This is a genomic window from Ruminococcus flavefaciens (assembly GCF_900143025.1).
Lineage (GTDB): Bacteria > Bacillota > Clostridia > Oscillospirales > Ruminococcaceae > Ruminococcus > Ruminococcus flavefaciens_I.
In genome coordinates, this window is sequence record NZ_FRCT01000007.1 from 122,983 (window position 1) to 138,590 (window position 15,608).

General features: G+C 40.8%; 14 protein-coding genes. 2 read left to right on the forward strand and 12 right to left on the reverse strand.

The window, feature by feature from the left end:
- Position 1: 1 nt before the first annotated feature.
- On the reverse strand, positions 2 to 577 hold the full coding sequence (locus BUB28_RS09320; RefSeq protein WP_072950861.1) for a biotin transporter BioY: 576 nt from the start codon (positions 575 to 577) through the stop codon (positions 2 to 4).
- A 273-nt stretch (positions 578 to 850) separates the two neighbouring features.
- Positions 851 to 2,410, reverse strand: a complete 1,560-nt coding sequence (locus BUB28_RS17580) for a dockerin type I repeat-containing protein (protein WP_072950862.1) — start codon at positions 2,408 to 2,410, stop codon at positions 851 to 853.
- A 328-nt stretch (positions 2,411 to 2,738) separates the two neighbouring features.
- On the opposite strand from BUB28_RS17580, the gene BUB28_RS09330 reads away from it, so the two are divergent.
- On the forward strand, positions 2,739 to 3,293 hold the full coding sequence (locus BUB28_RS09330; RefSeq protein WP_072950864.1) for an RNA polymerase sigma factor: 555 nt from the start codon (positions 2,739 to 2,741) through the stop codon (positions 3,291 to 3,293).
- Positions 3,280 to 4,224, forward strand: coding sequence for a hypothetical protein (locus BUB28_RS09335; protein ID WP_072950865.1), 945 nt, complete (start codon positions 3,280 to 3,282; stop codon positions 4,222 to 4,224). The genes BUB28_RS09330 and BUB28_RS09335 overlap by 14 nt, the downstream gene beginning before the upstream one ends.
- A gap of 316 nt (positions 4,225 to 4,540) precedes the next feature.
- Here BUB28_RS09335 and epsC read toward each other — a convergent pair whose 3' ends face one another.
- From epsC to BUB28_RS09380, 10 genes are all read right to left on the reverse strand, one after another.
- Complete coding sequence (gene epsC / locus BUB28_RS09340) at positions 4,541 to 5,482, reverse strand: serine O-acetyltransferase EpsC (RefSeq protein ID WP_072950867.1); 942 nt, start codon at positions 5,480 to 5,482, stop codon at positions 4,541 to 4,543.
- Between the two features lie 198 nt (positions 5,483 to 5,680).
- Positions 5,681 to 6,373, reverse strand: a complete 693-nt coding sequence (locus BUB28_RS09345) for a 4'-phosphopantetheinyl transferase family protein (RefSeq protein WP_072950868.1) — start codon at positions 6,371 to 6,373, stop codon at positions 5,681 to 5,683.
- Between the two features lie 108 nt (positions 6,374 to 6,481).
- Entirely contained in the window at positions 6,482 to 6,634 is a 153-nt protein-coding gene (locus tag BUB28_RS17270; RefSeq protein ID WP_207647099.1) for a hypothetical protein, read from the reverse strand.
- 20 nt (positions 6,635 to 6,654) lie between these two features.
- Entirely contained in the window at positions 6,655 to 8,154 is a 1,500-nt protein-coding gene (locus BUB28_RS09350; RefSeq protein WP_072950870.1) for an ABC transporter ATP-binding protein, read from the reverse strand.
- Positions 8,155 to 8,173: 19 nt separating this feature from the next.
- The gene (locus tag BUB28_RS09355) at positions 8,174 to 8,908 is read right to left on the reverse strand and encodes an energy-coupling factor transporter transmembrane component T (protein ID WP_072950872.1); all 735 of its coding nucleotides are present in this window, start codon (positions 8,906 to 8,908) and stop codon (positions 8,174 to 8,176) included.
- Positions 8,908 to 9,492, reverse strand: a complete 585-nt coding sequence (locus tag BUB28_RS09360) for an MptD family putative ECF transporter S component (protein WP_072950873.1) — start codon at positions 9,490 to 9,492, stop codon at positions 8,908 to 8,910. The genes BUB28_RS09355 and BUB28_RS09360 overlap by 1 nt, the downstream gene beginning before the upstream one ends.
- Before the next feature lie 29 nt (positions 9,493 to 9,521).
- Positions 9,522 to 11,255 (reverse strand): ABC transporter ATP-binding protein, encoded by a 1,734-nt coding sequence (locus tag BUB28_RS09365; RefSeq protein WP_072950875.1) that lies wholly within the window; start codon positions 11,253 to 11,255, stop codon positions 9,522 to 9,524.
- The gene (locus BUB28_RS09370) at positions 11,255 to 13,030 is read right to left on the reverse strand and encodes an ABC transporter ATP-binding protein (protein ID WP_072950877.1); all 1,776 of its coding nucleotides are present in this window, start codon (positions 13,028 to 13,030) and stop codon (positions 11,255 to 11,257) included. The genes BUB28_RS09365 and BUB28_RS09370 overlap by 1 nt, the downstream gene beginning before the upstream one ends.
- The gene (locus BUB28_RS09375; RefSeq protein ID WP_072950878.1) at positions 13,030 to 14,118 is read right to left on the reverse strand and encodes a saccharopine dehydrogenase NADP-binding domain-containing protein; all 1,089 of its coding nucleotides are present in this window, start codon (positions 14,116 to 14,118) and stop codon (positions 13,030 to 13,032) included. The genes BUB28_RS09370 and BUB28_RS09375 overlap by 1 nt, the downstream gene beginning before the upstream one ends.
- Entirely contained in the window at positions 14,118 to 15,602 is a 1,485-nt protein-coding gene (locus BUB28_RS09380) for a condensation domain-containing protein (RefSeq protein ID WP_072950880.1), read from the reverse strand. Before BUB28_RS09380 ends, BUB28_RS09375 begins: the two co-directional genes overlap by 1 nt.
- Between the last annotated feature and the right edge of the window lie 6 nt (positions 15,603 to 15,608).

Sequence of the window (15,608 nt, forward strand, 5' to 3'; positions counted from 1 at the left end):
ATTATACTGTTCCTTTCGCATGAATTACAGGCATAAGCCGTTTCGCTAAAGCCGCAGATAATATGCAGAGTACAATATCTCCCGGAACTGCAAGTACAAAGCAGTACAGGAACAAAGTACCGAGACCGATCGGCTCATGCATATACACTGCGCTTATCATATAGTAATAAATCATTCCCATTGCATAGACAACTGCAAGTCCCGCGAAACAGCCCATAAGAATACGTTTTGCAGAAGCTTTTCCGCTATGGGCAATAGCTCCTGTAATATATGAGCCTGCTATAAATCCGATAAGATAGCCGAATGTAGGCTGCAACACATAACCTATACCGCCTCCGCCTGTAAAAACAGGAAGTCCCGCAAGTCCAAGAACAACATACAGAGCTGTTGCCGCAGCTCCTCTGTTCTTTCCGAGAATTATCCCTGCAAGAGTGGTGAACAGGAATTGTAATGTGAACGGACAAACAGGAACAGGGATACGAATATATGCACCTGCTGTTATCAGAGCCGTGAACATTGCAGTCAGAACCATATTTTTTGTTTTGTTTGCATTATTAATGTCGATCACTTCCTTCATTCAGTATTATAGCACTGAGTAATCACAATGTCAACCTATAGTTGCGGCTTAGGTTGACAATCAAATGATAAAACGATCCTCCACTGACTATTTGCTTGTCCCTCAGAAACGGGCAGTTACAGCCGTCTGAGCCTGCGGTATATATTATGTGACTGTAATAGAAGCTGTTATTAAGCCTGTTGAGGCTGCCAAATACATAGCAGCTAAATAGAAGAGCGGTTCAAATCGAACCGCTCTTTATTGCTTTTATTGATAAAACATACATTGTGACCCTTAATTTGCATTAAGAATGAGCTTCTGTATTGCCTGAGCATCTCCAACTGTCAGACCGTCGCCGTCCATATCGGCATTCGCCTTGCCCTGTGCTGTAAGGTGAAGCTCTGCTGTACCATTCTCACCATACTTGTTTGGGTTTGCAAGAGCCTGCATGATAAGAACTACGTCTGCCATATCTGCCTGACCGTCGCAGTTTGCATCGCCTTTTACATTAATTGCATCATAGACCCAGTATACCTTTTCGCCGTTGATAATGTGCACCATTGTAAAGAGCTCCCTGATACCGTTCTGCTCGGCAAATTCGATCAACTGCTTCTTCTGCTCAGTCGTTACATTTTCTGTAACGTACTCAATAACGAGAGGCGGATAGTAGCTCGGGTACTCCGCGCTTGTCAGGCACTTTGCATCAAGACCATTGTCTTCAATATACTTGTTAAGCTTATCCATTGCTTCCTGTACCTCTGCAGAAACTGTTGTAGTTGTTATTGGTACATCTTTAGGAAGTGTTGTAGTAGTTGTTATCGGTGTATCATTATTTTCTTTCGGCGGATCAGAACAAGCTATGTAATCGTAGTAGAAGCCTGCAAAATATTCATTGAACTGAACATAGTTCCAAGCCGCATACATACTATTATCCGCCTGAGCTGTTATAGGTATAATCTCAAAAGCACAGTACTTAGTGTAACCTTCGCCTTTATCTACAGTTAAAGCTCCTCTCTGTTTTATTGCAAACATATCTGTCGGAAGTCCCATTTCTTCGATGATCTTGTCATCTTCCCAGCATACCTTGTAATCTTCTGCAAGAGCTTCATTTGATACAGGGAACGGATTAGCTTCAAGAAGGACCCATACTCTTCCGATCTTATTCATTTGTGCCATATCATCTTTTGACCATAACCTGTATTTCAGACCTTCTGTCATTTCCCTTTCTGCAAACAAAGCCTTTTGTTCATCAAGTGACATCACTCTGATCTCATTGAATGTGATATCAGAGTCGTTGCAATCAACAGGCGTATATCCTAACTCCTCGCCTGATACGAATTCAGACTGCTCGATAACTCCGCCCTTGATAAGGTCTGTGCCTGCTATCTTGTATATCTGTTCGGGAGTTAATGAGCATCTCAGAGCTGTACCCGTAAAATTCGCCTCTGAAACGTCAATTCCTATAAAATCACAGACTTCTTTTGTTTTAGCAGCATAAGCTTCCTCATATTTCTTCTGGGAAAGATCGTTTTTATAAGCTCCGACCATTTCGTTGATCTCTTCTGCTGAATATAATGATGTATCCAGTGACTCTTTGTATTCCTCCGTTGCTTTGTTTACACGAGGATAGATCTTGGAATAATCGATCCTGAATGTACACCACATCATTACGTCTATCTTTTCAAGTCCTGCATTGATGTCATTTTTCAGCTTCTCTGAAATATTAATGTTTTCCTCAGCTTCACTCGTCTGTACCACAGCAGTCTGATTATCAGCTGCAACAGCAGTGAACGGGACAGCGATACAGCTTGCAAGCATTGAAGCCGTCAGCAGAATATTTATCATTTTTTTCATAGTAAGACCTCCTTTAAAGGTAATATCGCATAATCAGATATACGATATCGTATAAAGTTTTTGGGAATGTATCTGATGTACTTTTCTTGCCTTTTCACTAATTAGTCGCAGTTTTCAATACCCAAATCGCATTTTTTTCAAAAAAACTATTCATATCCCCAAAAATATGTTATAATAACTATACAAAGCTCGCTTTTATTGTTCATATACTACAAATTTCAGGATAATTCATACAGAAATGCGATTTTCAAGTGTTTTTTTACGACTAATTGATAGAAGAATGTATTGCTAATTGCATTTCACGATCAATTATTGAAGGGAGAATACTATGAAAAACGGTGCCGAATGTTACAGCCGTTTTCTCTCAGGAGATAAAAAAGCGATCGAAGAAATAATCCGCGATTATAAAGATGGACTTATTTTTTACCTTTTCAGTATAGTCGGTGATATCCACAGCTCGGAGGAACTGGCTATAGATACATTTATCAAGCTTTTTTCCGAACAGCCCAAATTCAAGGGTGAAGGAGCCTTCAAGACATGGCTGTACGCCATAGGAAGGCATACTGCTCTCGATCACATCAGAAAATGCTCGAAGCGCCGTGAAGTCGCACTTGAAGAAGCTGCCGATATCTCAGGTGAAGAAAGCATAGAACAGGACTATATAAAGGACGAGGAAAAGATCAGGCTGCGCAGGACTATAAATCGTTTAAAGCCTGAATACAGCCAGGTATTGTATCTTATCTACTTTGAAGGCTTCGATCACGAAGAAACGGCAAAGATAATGAAAAAATCAAAAAAGCAGGTCATAGACCTGCTGTACCGCGCCAAGGGCGCACTGAAAAAACAACTTGAAAAGGAGGGATATTCGTATGATGGACTATAAAGAAATGGCTGAAATAGTTACAAGAGAAGTCGATGCCATTCTTGAGAAAAAGGAAAAACGCGCAGCACGTATCAAACAAGTATCCCTGACTGTTTCGGGACTTTGCGCAGCTGTACTTGTATGCTTCGGTATATGGAAGCTCAGACCTGCTATTCAGGAGCCTAAAGGCTTTAAGGATACCGATACAGTAATTACAACAGAAACTGCAACAGAAAATACAGTGACTACCACTCAAACCTCACCCCTTTCATCTACGACCACAGTGAAAACCAAAACTACTTCAACACCAAAAACAACTGCGGCTGCAACAAGTACCGCTGCGATCATAACAACACAAAGAACTACCGCAGCAATTCCTATAAGAACATCTTCGCCTGACAGAACAACTCCAATCCCGGTATCTACAAGAAAAATCACCACGACCAAAGCGATTTTGACAACGACTGCTCATCCGTCAGATGTGACAACAAAAACAACTCTGCCCACAACATCTACAGGCAAGAGCCATGCAACAACCGCCTCCCCCACTACAGGAGCTTTCGTAGTTACTACAGCACCTGTAACATCTGCATCTTCTGATGTTACAACACAACCCGGAGGAATATGTAGTCCCCCACCCGATAAAAATACTATGACCGAGATCTTCCTTGCATCAACCGCTACAGTCGAAATAAAAAAGAACGGTACTTACGTTGATTATGAAAAACATAATACCCTTATAGAATCCGAAAAAATAGGCGACTTTATCAGTATGATATCCGTAAAAATGGTACACCCTGACGGTACCAAGCAAATAATATCAATGGGTGTATACACTATAAAAGATGTGAACATGGAAGAATCCGTAGCCGTAAGACTGAGAAACGAATACGGCTTTACCGAAGGATACTACCTGTTCACCGATCCGAACTACAAGAAAAACGATAACTGATACAGAAAAGCTCGCAAATATAACCGGGATATTTATATGGCAATTTTACACCGATTATTAAGAGAACCCCTTTAAAAAAAGGGGTTCTCTCAATCACAGCGCTAATAAAGAAATATTATTTTTTTAGTAAAGGTTGCGTAGAATAGCCTACGCAGCCTTTTCCTTTTTGGTATATTCACTTGCAGCGACTGCAACGTCGAAACTGAAGTGTACCCTGATCTGCTGAGTTTGATGTCCAATGCTATATATTATACCTTCGCCTGCATATAAGATAAAAAAGCTGCCCGATATTCCAAAATTCCGACTTTATTATATCTCAGATCACGTAAAACCAACTATCATCATCAAAATATTCTTTTGTTTTTATAGTTTTATCCTTACCGTAATCATACTTTAGTTCCTGACTGCGGATACTTACCTTTGCTCCTTCGGGAACAGAACAAGTTATAAATGCATTTCCGCCTATAACGACATTTTTGCCTATCACAGTATCTCCGCCCAGAATAGATGCCCCCGAATATATCGTAACATTATCTTCTATAGTCGGATGACGCTTCTTATTTTTAAGCTGCTGTCCGCCTCTTGTTGATAATGCGCCAAGCGTTACACCCTGATATATTTTTACATTATCCCCTATAACTGTAGTTTCACCTATGACTATACCTGTACCGTGATCAATGAAAAAATTCTTTCCTATAGAAGCTCCGGGATGTATATCTATACCTGTTTTACTGTGTGCATATTCTGTCATCATTCTTGGAATTATCGGAACACCAAGCAGATACAATTCATGTGCCACTCTGTTGACAAAGGTCGCAAACAATCCCGGATATGAATAGATTATCTCATCTATACTGTAAGCTGCGGGGTCACCGTCATAAGCTGCCTGCACATCAGAATCTATATATTCTTTTATCTTACGCATACGGTTTATGAAGGAAAATGTTATCTCCATTGCTTTTTCGGTAACAACATCGTCATCTTCGCTTTCTGCATTCAGAACGATCTTTATCTGCTTTACAAGCTTGAAAAAAACATCTTCAACGAGCATGGAAAGACTGTTTCTTTGTGTACGCACCTTTATTGCTCTGTTTCTGAAATAGCCAAGAAAAACTATCTTCCTTAAATTGGTAAGAATATCTATTATCGCCTCCTTGTCGGGGTGATTGAATATAGTGATATCATCATTATTATCCTGTTCAAAATCACATTGAAGCTCGTTTACAATATCACAGAGCTGCTTTTCTATTGTACTCATTTTTCCTCCTCTGAATCCAATGTCTGCTCAACAGTTTAAAATCGGTTGTATTATACGTTTTACAGCTAATTTTAAGTTGCCAAAGTGCAGAAAAAATTCTCCCTGCACTTTATTCTGCACGAAAAAGCAAAATGAGCTTGACATAAAGAAATTTGCGCTCCCTGAACAAAGCTCAGGGCAATAACCATCTAACGTCGGTTATCGAATACCATTTGATTTATAACAAAGTGCCGCAAAATAGCCGTTAAAATCATTAAGTCCTGTTACTCTGTAAAGATATGCCTTATCATCGTTCTCATCATGTACTATCCCATTTTCGTCTACGAAAAAGCTGTTCGGAGCGATCATAAATCCCTTTCCTACAGCCTTGACATATGCTTCCTTTGCAGTCCATATCCTGTAAAACTGCCTTTTATTATCTCCTACAGCCATAGCCTTGATCTCTTCCGAATGAAATGCAGAGCATATCTCGCTCTCATCGATACAAGGATCAAATTGCTCTATGTCGATACCGATCTCTCCCGAAGAAGAAAACGCCAGAAGCACCATATCTCCCGAATGAGAAATGTTATACTTGAGTATATCGCTATGTTCCTTTATATGTGGCTTGTAATACTTGTCTGCATATATAAGTATATCCTCTGCTTTTGATCCGAGATATGCAGCTGAGATCATTTTTGTAAATATTCTCCCGCAAGCATATCTGAGTTTATCTTTATCCCTTAGAAATCTGTTATATCTTTCCTTTTCTGCATCATTTATCAGGTACATACTGCGCTTTATGATATCTATGTCTTTACATATATCAACATACCATATTTCGATCACATCAGCCTCAGGCAGTGATCTTGCATTTTTTATTTCATCTATTGTACGGATCCGTATATCCATATCACCTGAAAACTATCCTTTCTGTTCGAGCATCAATAAAAGATCAGCCTCATGTGATATCATTTATTTTACCACAGTCGGCTGATCTTTTACAGGCTCTTCATTGGCTTAAATCGGAAGCGGTATGCAGGATACCATGCTTACAGCCGCAACAGCAAATACAGCAGCTAATGCTAATACTCTTAATTTCATCGTTTTCCCTCCTTTCATCAGAATTTTATAGTTTGATACTGTAAACCAGTATACTATAAACTCAACCATGATATTATTTTGATACGAACTCAGGATACATCTTTTGATGAACTCCTGAAGGGCTCTTCAAAAAAATCCACAAGTCTGCCTATACCATTGCTGTCAAGTGGATAATGCTCTATGACCTCGCCCTTTTCAAGTCTTACAACATAAGTACAGCAGCTCAATATGAGTTCAAGATCATGGGACACAACTATAATGCATCTGTCATCGCTGTTTACAAAGCGAATATTATCTGCGACCTCATACATATGCCTTAGATCAAGTCCGCTGGTGGGCTCATCAAATATCATTATCTCCTTATTGGAAGCGATAGCGCAGGCAATTGCACATCTCTGTTTCTGTCCTCCTGAAAGAGACGCGGGATGTCTGTCACTAAGTTCTTCAAGATCAAGAGATCTCAGTATCTCAATGGCTTTGTCATTTTTCTCTTCTTCCATGCTTATCATTACTTCATCAAGCACGCTCTCTGTAAAAAGCTGATTATTCACATCCTGCATGACCATAAAGCTTTTTTTCAGTCTGTCACGCCTTTTCAGTGTATTATCATTATATTCCGCAATGCCCTTGCACTTTTTCACAAGTCCGCAAAGACATCGTGAAAACGTGGATTTGCCCGCACCGTTATTGCCGATGACCGCTGTTATCTGACCGAAGGGAATAGAACATTCCTCTATTTTCAATACAGGTGCAGACCTTTTGTAAGCAAAGGCGAAGTTTTTTAGCGTAAGACCGTTTTGACTCTCGGAGACAGCATTTCCTGCCTTTTTGAACTGGTCGTCCGTTACAGGACGAAGTCCGAGACTTTTAAGCTCCTCAAAGCTTTTTTCTCTCAGTTCATCAAACGTGAAGCTGTTCTCTATCCTGCCCTCTCTGATATAGAACACCCTATCTGCAATATCACTGAGATATCTGAGACGATGCTCAGCAATAATAATAGTTTTTTTCTGAGACTTCCATATCCTTATACATTTTTTAAGTTCCGCTGTAGCTCTCATATCAAGATTTGAGGATGGCTCGTCCAGTACGATAATATCCGGATCAGCCACCGATACGGCAGCACACGCGATGATCTGCTTTTCTCCTCCCGACATATCGAATATGCTCCTGTGCATGAGCCTTTGTATGCCGAAAAGTTCAACTGTTTCTTTTATTCTTCGTTTTATCTCTTCAACAGGCATTCCTTGATTTTCACACGAAAACGCAAGCTCAGAATCCGTATCCACATTAAAAAACTGAGAACGCGGATTTTGAAATACCGATCCTGTATTCTTTGATATATCATAGAGAGACATATCCCTGCTGTTTTTTCCGTTGATAATTATATCTCCTGTAAGTGTTCCTTCGTAATAATAAGGGATAAGTCCGTTGATAAGCCTTGTTATCGTCGTTTTTCCGCAGCCTGACTCGCCTGAAAGGACTACTGCCTCTCCTTTATTTATTTTAAGGTCGATATTTTTTAAGCAGCCCCCGCCATTTGCCGAACCGTCATTGCTGTAGCTGAAGGAGACATTTTTGAATTCTATCATTTCAACCTCCATGATACTTTCAGACCAGCCTTACAATAACCGAAGCTGCAACTGATGCTATCAATATCAGAATAATAACATAATCAGGAAATCCGAACCCGATCTTGCATATATTCGTTCTCCTGACAGATCCGCCAAGGCATCTTGTAAGAGAAGCTGCCGAAAGCTCATCTCCTGTTTTCACAGAACATATCATCAACGGGATAAGCCTGTATTCGATGTATTTGCTGCTGTGCTTTCCACCTATCTTTATACCTCTCATGTCCATTGCATCCTTGATAAAGTGCATCTGCTCCCTGACAGTAGGAAAAAATCTGAATATTACCGAAAAAGGTATCGTTATCTTTTCGGAAACGTGCATTTTTTCCATTGCAGCTACAAATTCGCTGACTGTTGTTGTATAAACAAGATAGTAAGCCATTATTATACATGGCATAAGTCTGCCGAATATACCAACTATCATAAGTATGATATAATATACTCCGCCTGACAGTTTGTTAAGATCGGTATAGCTGATGAGATTTACAGCTAAAAACAGAAGTGTAGATATAACAGCTCCCTTCCATTTCCTCGAAAAATACAACAAAATCACAGGTATCAGTGTTATAACAGGCAGAATTATCCAGCCTGCTCTTCCGCCAATGCTGCTCCACGAAAAAACAGATATCATAAGCAATAAAAGGAGCTTGGTCCTTGGATCAAGGACCACACCCTTTCTGTCGTGTACAGCTCCCGGCATAATATCATCAGTCATTATGCTATACCAGCCTTTTCAAAGTGCTTTTTCAGTACCTTCTGACCGATGAGAGCTCCTATAAAGCCTGCTATAAATGCTGCAAAGAAAAGAACTATAAGCATCCACGGCGGACAAAGCTTTTTAAGTGATTCGGCATAGCCGTCCGCATAATTGCTAAGGCTGTCAAAATAATTCTTGTTTACAAACATAGGGATAAAATCTCCCCATACCCAGCCGCTGAAAACTGTCGTTGCCAGAATAGCTTTTGAACGGCTCTGATACTTTCCGCTCTTTGCAATAAGATCGGCAAGCAAGCCGAAAACAAAACTTGTGATTATAGCATACGGTCCCATACCGGTAAGCAGCTGAAGAAGTCCGATGAGAATTGTAAATATCCATATCATACCGAACTTCTTTGCTCTTGTAAGGAAAAGCATAAACGGTATCGCGCATATAAGCGGAACAAGTACATCAAGCAATATCATAAATATCGGTATAAAACCGAGCATCGAGATAGCTACCATTATTACCATGTAAATAGCCGCAAAAACACCTATATTTATAAGGTCTTTTCCGTTGAGCTTATTATTTTCATTTGACATTTCAATCTTCTCCTTTTTAAATAATGATGTTATCTTACAGTCCACTCAGAAGCTCTTTTGCGCTCCCTCATAAATCTGCTGTAAATGCCGTCCTGTTTGATCAGTTCGTCAGGAGTACCGTCCTGAACGATCCTGCCGTTCTCAACAGAGATTATGTGATCGGCATTTTTCAGAGTATTCATTCTGTGAGCTATCATTATGACTGTTTTGTTTTTTGTAAGTTCATCTACAGCTTCAAGAATCTCTTTTTCGTTTTCGGGATCAAGAGCACTTGTTGCCTCGTCAAGGATAACTATGGGCGCGTCTTTCAGGATAGCTCTTGCAATAGATATCCTCTGCTTTTCACCGCCTGAAAAATTGTTGCCGTTCTCTTCAACGAGAGTATCATATCCATCGGGAAGCTTCGATATAAATTCATCGCATCTTGCTGCTTTAGCTGCGGCGATGACCTCTTCCCTGGTCGCGTCAGGTCTGCCAAAGCAGATGTTATTATATACAGTATCCTCAAAAAGATAAACTCTCTGAAATACCATACTTATGTTGTCTGCAAGCTCTGATATTTCTATGTTTTCTACATTTGCCTCTCCGACTTTTATTGTTCCGCTGTCGATCTCCCAGAAACGGGGAATGAGATGACAGAATGTAGTTTTTCCTGAGCCGGATGGTCCGATGACAGCTGTGCAGGTGCCGGGTTCAATAACAGCCGATACATTATGAAGCACCTCATTCTCTCCGTATGAGAATGAAACATTGCTGAACTCTATTTTTGAGGATGCTATATGTTCAACAGGAGCCTTGACCTCAAGCTGCTTTGTATTCTCGATCTGTTCAACAGCTTCGATAGCAGTATCCAGCATACCGAACATTGAAAGTGTAGAACCTGCCTGATGAAGCGATGAATAAGCCATAAAGCTGACGATTATGATTATAACTGCCTTTTCTATGCTTATACCGCTCTCAGCCCTTTGCAGTATCACAGCCTGAGCAATTATAAGGGTCTCAAATACAGCTATACAAAGATGACTCAATGTCTGACTGAAAAGGGTCTTATCGACCATATTGATATTCCCTTTTCTGCTGCTTTCAATAGCAGCCTGAAGCTTTTCATCTCCGTTTTTACATGAGAAATTCTTTACAACTTTTATGCCCTGAACAAAGGCTATTGCCGCAGCACTGAGCTTCTGCTGTGCTTCTGTACGAAAAGGTGCATTTCTCTCCGTATTCTTCATAGATGCCTTTACAAGCATAAGATACACAACCGTTCCGATAAGCATAGTCAGACCTATGTGCCATTCATAAAAAAGGGAAACGATAATTATTGCTATAGCTCCTAAAAAGCCGCCAAAGCAAGCGGTAAGCGCATTTACTGCCAACACCTCTATATCCGAAACAGTTGTGGTAAGTACCGAGCTTATTCTGCCCGCAGACTGTTCATTGAAGAATCCGAGAGCAACATTTTTCAGGGTATTTGCTATTGATATCCTCTTGTCAGCAGCCATATAAAAGCCTGTCTGTATGTTCTTTATCGTACCGAAATAACTTATAATGAAAGAACCTATTATAGCTCCGACTGCAACCATGATTATCTTACCGCGACATTCGGAAAGCGTCATGGTCCCGTTTACACACCTGAATGCCATTATTATAACTATTATCTCTGTTATCATGAGCATACCCATGATAAACTGTGCTGCAAGCGAGGCAAGCATCATTCCGCGTCTTTTTTCACTGAATGTCCACATTTTTTTCATTGCCTGAAACATTATACTTCACCTCCGTTTGATGATGTTATATTCCAGAGATTAAGATACTCGGGACATTTTCTGAGCATTTCCTCGTGTGTTCCGATACATTTTACAGTTCCTTTTTCTATATATGCTATCTGTTCCGCAGAGGTTATGGTCGAGAGCTTATGAGCAACAACTATAAGCGTCTTGTCTCTGCCCGCTTCAGAAAGTGCATTCTGTATAAGTGCCTCATTCTCGGGATCGGCACTTGCAGTAGCCTCATCAAATATCATTATCGGAGAGTCCTTCATTATTGCTCTTGCGATCGCAATTCTCTGACGCTCTCCTCCCGAAAGCTTGCCTCCGGCTTCTCCCACAGAGGTGTTATAGCCCTCGGGAAGCGATCTTATGAATTCATCACACCCTGCTCTCTTTGCCGCAGCTATGACCTCTTCATCCGTAGCGTCTTTTTTACCGATCCGTATATTCTCCATTATGGACATATCAAACAGAAATGTATCCTGATCCACACTTGAAACAAGGCTGTTGAATTTTTCCTGCGAAAAATTATTGATACTGTTTCCGCCTATACTTATTACTCCTGAAGCAGGCTCCCAATATCCTGCAAGCAGCTTGGCGATAGTTGATTTTCCTCCTCCCGAAGGACCTACCAGGGCAAGCATACTGCCCTTGGGAACAGTGAACGAAATGCCCGTAAGTACGTTATCCGTCTTATCACTGTATCTGAAAGAAATATTTTCCGCTTTAAGCTCAAGATCGCCCTCATTATTGTCGGAACCGTTTCTTTCGATCTCATTATGATCAAGGATCTCTCTGATCTCATGGGCTGTTGTACCCATCTGCGCAAGCGTATCAAAAAAGCTGAACGCCTTCTGAATGGGTCCGTAAATGCCAAGCGAAAGGATAATAAGAAGAAACAGATTTTCCGTTGACAGTGTATTGTCGCTCCAGAATTTAATTCCCGCAAGCACTGTAGGGAATACCGAAAACGGTGCTATAGAAAGAATTATAGATGTGAATATCTGAGTCTGTTTTGTCCAGTTTATTGAATATTCGGCATTGTGCATGACCGCATCCGAGTACTTCTTATAGCTTGAATCTGTCTGATTGAACGTCTTTATGACCTCTATACCGTTTATGTATTCAACAACAGCCTGATTCATTGACTTTGACGCTGCGATCTGTCCTTTATATTTCTCCTCATAACCTATCATCATTCCGCTGAAGAACAACATTCCGAAAACTACCCAGCCAAGAATTATCAAAGCCATTCTCCAGTCTATAAAGAACATCCAGACAAATATAAACAGCGGTGCTGTAAGGTTTCCCGTCATTTCAGGATAAAGATGTGCAAGCGTGTTCTCCATTCCCTCTATCCTGTCAACTATGACTGTTTTCAATCTTCCGCTTCCGTTTACCTCGAAATAACCAAGAGGCATATTCACAAGCTTTGAGGATACCGCTTTTCTGATGTCTGCAAGAGTGTTATACGCCGCATGATGCGATATCCATGTGGATATATTTACAAGAATTATATTTGCTATCTTCAATACCGCGATACCAACGATAAGAGCTGTGACCACGGAGGTCTTTGCATTTCCCGAAAAAACCTTGCCTATAAGCTTGCCTGCTGCTGCATAAGAGAAAATACCGCATAAAACCGCTATGATACTTATGAGCACCGAGCTGTTATAGCCTTTTTTATAGGGCTTCATAAATTCGCCAAGTTCTCTGGAAAAAGAATATTGCTCAGGTCTGCTGCTTTTTTCCTTTTTATCTTTATTATTCATTAGATCTCACCTTCAATATCTTCCATAAATACTGATCTGTCGCCATCTGCAATATAAAATCCGAATACGTCACGGAATTCTTCAAGATATTTTATGAACTTCCCGGGCTGCCCGCATTTATACAGCGGATAAGCGCCTTCGGGCAGTATATCCGTTCCGAGTGCAAGAAGAGCTGCCGCTGCGACCGCTCCTGTGAGCCTTGAAGGATCATCACAGCGAAGATAAAGAGTTCTTGTACCTTTATCCCCTTCTTTATTAATGATACCTTTTACCTCAATAAGAATTCCTGCGAATTTTCCTTTTTCAGCACAGTCAAGCTGTGAAGCAGTACTCAATGCCTGTATAGCTCTGTTCCTGTCTTTGGTATAGACCGCTGATGAATTTTCAAGAGCCTGAAGCGTCCTTTTCCCCGCAAAAGCCATATACCAGCTCCCCGAACTCAGTCCGAGCTCAGATGCCGCATATACCGCTCCTTCGTCCATATACGGGAACATCATACATTTTTCATCAGTAAAAGGAAACCGCTGTTCAAGCTCTGTAAAGCTATCACATTCGGTCACACTTCCGTTCTTCCAGCACACCATTGATCTGTTGCTGCTTTTTAAAACACCTTCAAGGTAATCCTGAGCTGCTGTCAGAGAAAAACTTCCGAGAGCACCATATATAAAGGTCATATCTTCGGGCTGCACGAATGTTCTGCCGAGATAGAGCATCATAAGCTCGGCAAGTCCCGGAATACTTCCGCACCCATAAACTACCTTGCCTTTGCCTGTGTTTTTCAGTTTTTCATTCATGCACAGGTCTACATATCCGCACTCTGCTGCTGAAATAGCAGCTGCTGCCGCTACAACGTTATCATCATTGCATCCCGTACAATTAACAACAGCATCACAGCCTTTTACAAATTGCCTGACGCTTTCAATATCGGTAATATCCACATATTCATATGATATCCTGTCTGAATGTTCTCCGCTTAATTTCCTTTCAGGATGTCTGCTTCCTATCCTGATCTTAACATCACTGTATTTTTCAAGGAATGCCGTGACATTTCTGCCGATATCACCGTATCCGCCAAGAATCCCGACCATTATCCTTCTCCTCCTTCCACTGTACTGATAATCTGATCCCAGCTATCAGCAAACATAACCTTTTTTGTAAGGGCAATATACGCTTCAAATATCTTATTGATATATTCCTCATCAAAAAGCTCTGTTATATAATCCCATGAAAGTGAAAGGGCGCCCGTATCATCGCGGAGCTGATGATCGATAGCTGTTTGCGGAGTCTGACTTATGGCATATACTTCACGAAATCCCAGTGGCCTTTGTTCCTTCACAAAGCCCTGTAGTGTACTTGTGAATACTATCGGCATGAGAGCCTTTCCGGGCAATCTTCTTCCCAGCTTTTTAAGCACTTTCGTTCCGTCATAATCATGGAATTCAAGCAGTTTCCAGAACTGAGCAGACACTTTTTGCAACTCCTGCATAAATGTCTCATCAGCCGCATGATAGGACGCAAAGCCGATATTCGTGAAATCCCCGAGAGTCTCATTTACTTCCTTGTCAAACGGCATTCTGTTGAATAAAGTAAGGTCAATTGTAATATCCTTTTTTGAACTGTAATGCGACATTACCTTCAGGAATATCGTACACATGAATACCGATGGAGTAATATATATTTTTTTCAGTCTGTCGTAGAGCTTTACCGTATCCTCCGCACTGAATCTGTACATCAGGCGTTTATATCTGATCTCTCCCACATCGCTGAAATTGCATTTGTAATCCAGCACAGGACATTCTGGCATATCATCTATCCTGCTGTCCCAGTATTTTTCTGCTTTTTCATCACATCGTTCATTCGCAGAGAATTGTCTCATATACTTCTCAAAGCTGTAATCCAGCTTTGGTACATTCTCTCCCCTGTAAAGAGAAAAGATCCTGTCAAGAAGCATTTTTGCGCTCCATGCGTCCATTATTATACAATCAAAGCTGAAATGCAGAATATACGTATTTCCTGCCTTTTTAGTGACTCCGAAATGAAACATCGGCCACTCACCCAGATGATATATATGATGCGACCATTTCTCTCTTTCAGCCATTATGCCTTCTTCACCTGTTACTTCATTGAGTTCCAACAAATACTCAGGCGTACTCTTAAGGACACGCTGCCTGCCGTCGCCGCACACTACCAGCCGCAATGCATCGTTATCGCATATCGAGCGATTTATAGCCTTTTGCATACAGGCTATATCTATATCCTCTATCTCATATTCAACATAGTAATGCGCATTAGTCCCGCCAAGTTCATAATCCTTCTGACATCCGGTGATATAGGCTGACTGAATAGGGGTGAGGCTGAAATAATCAGCCTCTCTTTCAGTCTCGGACAAGAAAAATCCAAGCAGCAATTCCTTATCATTCATAAGCTCATCACGCATTTCAGGCGAGAGCTTCTGCTCTGAACGGAATTTCAGCTTTTCCCCATCAGCCCATAAGTTTATACCATATGATTTATAATAATTCAGTCTTTTCAATATATATATTTCTTCTTCGGGAGTTAGTATCTTATTCATTTTTCA